The sequence below is a fragment of the Enterobacter sp. JBIWA003 genome (genome assembly GCF_019968825.1).
GTDB classification, from domain to species: Bacteria; Pseudomonadota; Gammaproteobacteria; order Enterobacterales; family Enterobacteriaceae; genus Enterobacter; species Enterobacter quasiroggenkampii.
On the sequence record NZ_CP074175.1, the window covers coordinates 1 to 5,940 of the forward strand.

General features: G+C 56.9%; 5 protein-coding genes and 1 pseudogene. 4 read left to right on the forward strand and 2 right to left on the reverse strand.

Annotation, left to right across the window (positions count from 1 at the left end; translation table 11 throughout):
- Positions 1 to 452: 452 nt before the first annotated feature.
- The 4 genes and pseudogenes from KGP25_RS26700 (at position 453) to KGP25_RS26715 (ending at position 2,170) form a co-directional block, all read left to right on the forward strand.
- Positions 453 to 776 (forward strand): MobC family plasmid mobilization relaxosome protein, encoded by a 324-nt coding sequence (locus tag KGP25_RS26700; protein ID WP_223540849.1) that lies wholly within the window; start codon positions 453 to 455, stop codon positions 774 to 776.
- Between the two features lie 208 nt (positions 777 to 984).
- A pseudogene (locus tag KGP25_RS26745) lies at positions 985 to 1,419 on the forward strand (relaxase/mobilization nuclease domain-containing protein); the annotation flags it as partial.
- A 64-nt stretch (positions 1,420 to 1,483) separates the two neighbouring features.
- On the forward strand, positions 1,484 to 1,951 hold the full coding sequence (locus KGP25_RS26710; RefSeq protein WP_245403089.1) for an MbeB family mobilization protein: 468 nt from the start codon (positions 1,484 to 1,486) through the stop codon (positions 1,949 to 1,951).
- Positions 1,952 to 1,957: 6 nt separating this feature from the next.
- Positions 1,958 to 2,170, forward strand: a complete 213-nt coding sequence (locus tag KGP25_RS26715; protein ID WP_223540847.1) for an MbeD family mobilization/exclusion protein — start codon at positions 1,958 to 1,960, stop codon at positions 2,168 to 2,170.
- A gap of 301 nt (positions 2,171 to 2,471) precedes the next feature.
- Here the strand turns inward: KGP25_RS26715 and KGP25_RS26720 are convergent, their stop codons facing one another.
- Together KGP25_RS26720 and KGP25_RS26725 are read right to left on the reverse strand one after the other, a co-directional pair.
- Complete coding sequence (locus tag KGP25_RS26720; RefSeq protein WP_223540848.1) at positions 2,472 to 4,913, reverse strand: DUF2235 domain-containing protein; 2,442 nt, start codon at positions 4,911 to 4,913, stop codon at positions 2,472 to 2,474.
- On the reverse strand, positions 4,901 to 5,473 hold the full coding sequence (locus KGP25_RS26725) for a DUF3304 domain-containing protein (RefSeq protein ID WP_223540845.1): 573 nt from the start codon (positions 5,471 to 5,473) through the stop codon (positions 4,901 to 4,903). The genes KGP25_RS26720 and KGP25_RS26725 overlap by 13 nt, the downstream gene beginning before the upstream one ends.
- Positions 5,474 to 5,940: the final 467 nt, after the last annotated feature.

Below are 5,940 nucleotides of genomic sequence, written 5' to 3' on the forward strand. Positions count from 1 at the left end.
AAGCGTACCGAAGCCCTGTGATTCTGTCACGGGGCTTTTGTACATCTGGAGTCTGATCTTTCAGGATCTTTCAACAATATCCCCGTCATTCCTCGCTTTCTGCGTGAGAAAAAAAATTGTAGTGCCCGCCGCAGTCTCATGACCGAGCGTCAGCGAGCGAATGAGCGAGAAGGCGTCATTTCCCCTGTTTTTTCACTGTCTGCTTACGCGCCGGCGCCGGAATTTTTTACTGCCAAAAAGAGAGAGCGAATGAACTGCCATCCGACACAGTGCTAACATATTAAGCCAGTATACACTCCGCTAGCGCTACGTGACTGGTTCAGGGCTGCGCCCCGAAACCTGCTAAAAGCCTGACGCGCCTGCGGCTTGTCCAACGCCACGCCGACCGGGAAAATATTTCCCGCCCGTCCCGGCGTTATCAGGAGGCCTGATTGCCCGAGAAACGCACCAAAATGCTCACCCTGTGGGTGACGGAAGACGAGCACCGGCGACTGCTGGAACGCTGCGACGGCAAACAGCTCGCGGCGTGGATGCGTCAGACGTGTCTGGACGAGAAGCCGGCACGCGCCGGCAAACTCCCGACACTTGCACCGGTGCTGCTGCGCCAGCTTGCCGGAATGGGTAACAACCTGAACCAGATAGCGCGTCGGGTTAATGCCGGTGGCGGGAGCGGCCATGACCGTGTTCAGATTGTGTCCACGCTGATGGCCATCGACGCCGGACTTGAGCGGCTGCGGCATGCGGTACTGGAGAAAAGGCGGGACGATGATCGTTAAATTTCACGCCAGAGGTCGCGGCGGTGGTTCAGGCCCGGTGGACTATCTGCTGGGGAAGGAGCGCAACCGCGAGGGCGCAAGCGTCCTGCAGGGGAAGCCGGAGGAGGTACGGGAGCTTATTGACGCCTCGCCGTATGCGAAGAAATACACATCCGGGGTGCTGTCGTTCGCGGAGGCGGATTTGCCAGCCGGACAGAGCGAAAAAGTGATGGACAGCTTCGAGCGGGTTCTGATGCCCGGACTCGATAAAGACCAGTACAGCATTCTGTGGGTGGAGCACCGGGACAAGGGGCGGCTGGAGCTGAACTTTCTTATCCCGAACACCGAATTACTGACCGGGAAGCGGCTGCAGCCGTACTACGACCGTGCCGACCGTCCGCGTATTGATGCCTGGCAGACCATCGTGAATGCCCGTCTGGGGCTACACGACCCGAACGCGCCGGAGAACCGCCGGACGCTGGTCACGCCGAACACCCTGCCGAAAACGAAGCAGGAGGCCGCTGAGGCGATTACGGACGGTCTGGTGCGTCTCTGCGTGGTCGGAGAGCTGAAAACGCGTCAGGACGTTACTGAGGCGCTCACGGCGGCAGGTTTTGACGTGGTGCGTACCACAAAAAACAGTATCAGCATTGCCGACCCTGACGGGGGGCGGAACATCCGACTGAAGGGAGCGATTTATGAGCAGTCTTTTGAAGCTGGCGACGGACATGGAGAAGAAATCGAGAGAGCAGCAGCAGTCTACCGAGAAAATGCTGAAAGCCGCCTTCAGCGGGCACGAGAAGTCTGTCAGCGAGGCACTGAACTCAAGTCTGTCGAGAATCAGCGACGCCATCAGCGCCCACGAGAAGGGCATGACCGAAGCCATGCAGTCGAACAGGCTGAGCGTGATGCGTATGGTCGGGCGGACGTGGCTGACCATCACCATGGTGTCAGGGCTGCTGTGCGCCAGCCTGAGCGGGGTGCTGTGGTATCAGGGGAGCCTGATAGCGTCGAACCTGGCGGAAATCGACCGGCAGAACGCGGCGCTGTCGAAGCTGAACGCGAAGACATGGGGCGTGACGCACCTGGAAGACAGCCGCGGACGCTTTCTGGTGCTGCCGAAGGGAATGAAAGCCGAAGCGGACTGGACGGCGGACAGCGGGAAGCGGAACGCGGTGAAGCTGGTGAAGGAGTAACGGAGCATGACAGAGCTGGAAACGCAGTTGCTGAACGCATTAGAGAAGTTACAGCAGGACTACTCGCAAAGGCTGGACGAGTGGGAGAGCGCCTTCGGGGAATTGCGGAAGATGTGTGGTCTTATGCAACGGGACAACGAGCGGCTGAGCGGGCAGGTCATGCGCTTGAGTCAGCAGGTGGAGCACTTGAGCGGGCAACTGAGTCGTTTGAGCCGGTAGTGCAGCGGCACGAACTGGCGGAGGCTGAAAAGAAGCAGCGGGAGCATGAGAAAACCCTGGAACTGGGAGACAGGGAGTACGGTGACTGAGAATTTTGCCGGAAACAGACGTTTCGTCGCCTGATTACGGTGAAATCAGGCGTTATTCATCTGGCTGCATGGGCATGCAGACGGTTAAAATTTACCGTGCGCGTTTCCGGTGGTTTTTCGGTTTCACAGCCACGACTTTCGCCCGTCTGACCCCGGAAACGCCGCCAGTCGTTTTTAGCGGTACCGATAACGGATGTTATGTTTAATCCTGGTTATTTCATAACTGCCTCTGCCTGCTCCAGCCAGCTGACGTTAATCGCGGCTTTTTGCTGGGCGATATACTGCTCTGCCATGGCGGCTTTTTGCTCCACTCCCGGTTGCTGTGTGAAGGCTCTCAGTAGCTCAGTGCCAGGTAACATGGGGATCGGTTTCCCGGACAGAATATCAATCGCTTCCACTTCCAGACTGATGGCACCGAAGGTACCGGCGACGCCCAGTATTTTCCCCTGAACGCTTTTCTGCCTGATGGCAAGAGCCACGCCGCCTGCCAGTGTGGCGGCACCCACCACCCAGCCGGCGACGATAAGGGGTGAGAGCGATTTGTTGCAGTTGTCGCCGAAATAGACCATCCGGTAACGGAAGTAACCGCCCCAGGGTTCACGGGACTCAAAAGCATTGTGCATGAACCATGCCCGTGAATCATGGATCTGATCGTCAAACAATGCCCGGACAAGACCGGCCGGCTGGTCTGTATTGCCGGCTTCGCCGGTGTCAGGAAACAGCACTTTCAGCCGGGACTCTCCGGCGGTTTTCATGCGCAGCCACTCTGCGTATTCATCGTCGGTATTCAGCAGGTACATGGTATTTTTCAGGGCGTAAAGGGGTTCGTAATACCATGTTTCTGTACTGTCTCGCCGCAGCTCCCGGTAATCCTCCCTGAACTCTTCTGCGCCCTGTCGCAGCTGGGTCTGACCGAGCGCGGCATCGAAGTCTTTTGGCCCCTGAGGCAGAAGGATAAAACTGCCTTTTGGCACCTTGATAATCTCGTCTCTGCGCGCCTTTTCTGCGGCTTCCTGCTTGTCTGCCCGCTCTTGTTCATGTGCCTTGCGGACTTCCGGGTCGCTGTCGGCATCCAGACCGTTAGCGGCGGCATCGCGGTAAAATCGCTGTGTTTTATAGGTTCCTGCGGCATAACGACCGATACGCCAGGCGGTCAGCCAGGCGATCTGGGCTTCCATGGCACTTTCCAGCGGCACCGAAGCGCTGGCGGGAGTGAACTGTGAGGTCTGCTCCGGACTGGTCTTTTCCTCAGAGGCGGTGAGGTTCAGGGTCAGGGTGCGCCACGCGTTGAAGCGATGGATCAACTGAGGATGAATGATAAATTCATCCTGTACATCAGGTGGTAATTCGCGCCACCGATCTTTTTTCAGCGCGTCAGGTATGGCTTCCGGGGGAACCTTGAACGGTGCTCCGGCGGCGAAAGCGGCAGCGTACATATCATGCAGGGCAATCTGCGACAGCAGCAGGGCATCATCCGGCCCGTTCGCCTTGCCCTGGTCCCCTGGCGGATAGCCGCCGCCGAGGTCGGAGTGCATGCCGGGATAGAGTACTTCGACGCAGCCGGCCGGATAGGTGCCATCGGTGCGGCGGATGGAGTCCAGAGGAAAACACAGACGCTGCTCGTGAGCGGAAACCAGATGCACGCCGTGCTTTATCAGTCCGCCGTATTTTTTTTCCTCCGGCAGTTCCTGACTGCCATCAGCCCAGCCCATATGCCCTTCGGCAATCGGTGCCATATGCGGTATTCCGACAGATGCGACGGTATCGAGCAGGCCGAGAAATTCAACGCTGACAGGAATTTTCAGGTCGCCGGCCATCAGACACTGCTCCGGTTTATCCTGCCCTTCCTGTGGCGCGGGAAACAGTTCGCTTAGCCAGTTGACAAAGGCGCGAGCCGCCGCGGCTCCCCGTGAAAACCCGTAAATATACAGCTTAATGCCCAGCAGCCTGACTTTTCCTGGCTCACCCGGATTAAGCGCCGTCTTCAGTCTGCTGTGTAGTGGCTGGGATTTGAGAAGACGCTGGAACTCGTTATAGCGGTTGCTGCTACCGGTCAGTCCGAAGGACATCATCTCGCTGGACATGGCCTGAACCGACGCCCAGCACTCTCCGTCGTCCATTTTCCCGAGGCCAGTGGTACGTCGCAGCGCATCAATGATACGCAGCAGTCCCCAGTTAATCCTGTCTTCCCCGCGAGAGGCGAAGGCCAGCCCGTTCATGGTGAAATCGAGATCCATAATCTCCGGGAACGGGGTGCCAACGCCTGGCATATAGTACTTGTAATACTTGTTGCCGGCGGTTTCAGGAAGGTCCGTCAGGGCCATGTTTTTATTTCCGAGACCGGCGGCATAGCCCTGGCCTACAGTGGCGCGAAACAGGCGGGCGATATTGGTGGGATGTTTGGGGTCTGCGATGTTGAGGTCATGATTGAGGTTGTTGCCGGTACCGTCAAAAAACAGGCTGATATGCAGGGTTTTGCAGCAGGGAGGGGCGACCCGGCGGTTTGCGGCGAGACAGAGTTCGTTATGGTAAGCCCGCTCCTGGCTGTCCTGGCGGTGGCAGTTTTTCCCGGTCAAAGAAGCGACAGAGGGAAGACGCCCCCGCTCCGGGAAGAATGGCGGATACCAGACCAGTGAGGTGTTTACTTTGGACATACGGCTGGTTCCTTCATCTGAATGGGGTCTTTTACCGGATAGGCCGGACTACCGTAATCGGCGCAACTTGTCGTGACTTTTATCTGATCACAGGGCTGGAAATGAACGGTAATGCCGCAGGTTTTGTCTGTGGATGTATAGGGCGGGAGTGGCACGATGCGTGAATGCTGTTTTTTCATCCGCCTGATTTTTGCGAACCATTCACTCGTTTTATCACCATAAACATCCCATGCACGATTTCTTTCTTTTTGAGACATTCCTGTGGTATCGGGTGGGATGGGTTTGGGTTCTGGCATATCAAGAGTGCTACCCAGACCTGTTTCCCAGTCTACCCTGACGGTCATGCCGGGCTTCCATGATGGCGGAGCGCTGTAGCAGCACCCGCCGCCGCCGCCCTGAAAGGGACCGATGGCATCCAGCCCGGACTGTCCGTTAACGCTGAAGTTATTAATCGCCCATTTTGTATGATTGATGGCTTCGATAGTGCCCGCAAGTGCGATGGAGGTGCCGGTAAGAAGCAGAATGACACCATTCAGCAGAGTCCAGTAACGTAGATTCATCCATAATTCCTTTATGCCTGTTGCTTGCGTGGATTTTCTCCGGTTCTTTTGCCTAAATCAAATCATCAGGCAATACATACCTAATGCCCCCGTGGTGGGTACACCAAAAAACGGGAGCGGAGCGACCAGCGCCTGGCCGTTCTGTGTTCTTCAGATTTTGTGGGTGTTGTGCCAGACCGTGGCAATCACACTTCACCGCAAATACTACCTTGTTGCTCACTTATCAGGTACGTGATGCGTTCACGTGAGACGGGGCAGAGCCAGCTTCTTTCCCGAGCTGGTTAGGTTTGAACCTTCCCACCGTTTGCCTGTTTATCCTGCCGGAGTCCGGGGCGTAGACCTGAGCGTCAAGGGTGCAGATATGAGTTTAATGTCGTTGAATGGTATTAAGCTGGTAGTGACAAGGCTAGCCAGCCCTGCTAGGATTTGATTGTCGAAGTCTTATCCTGGCAGGCACCTGCAAGATT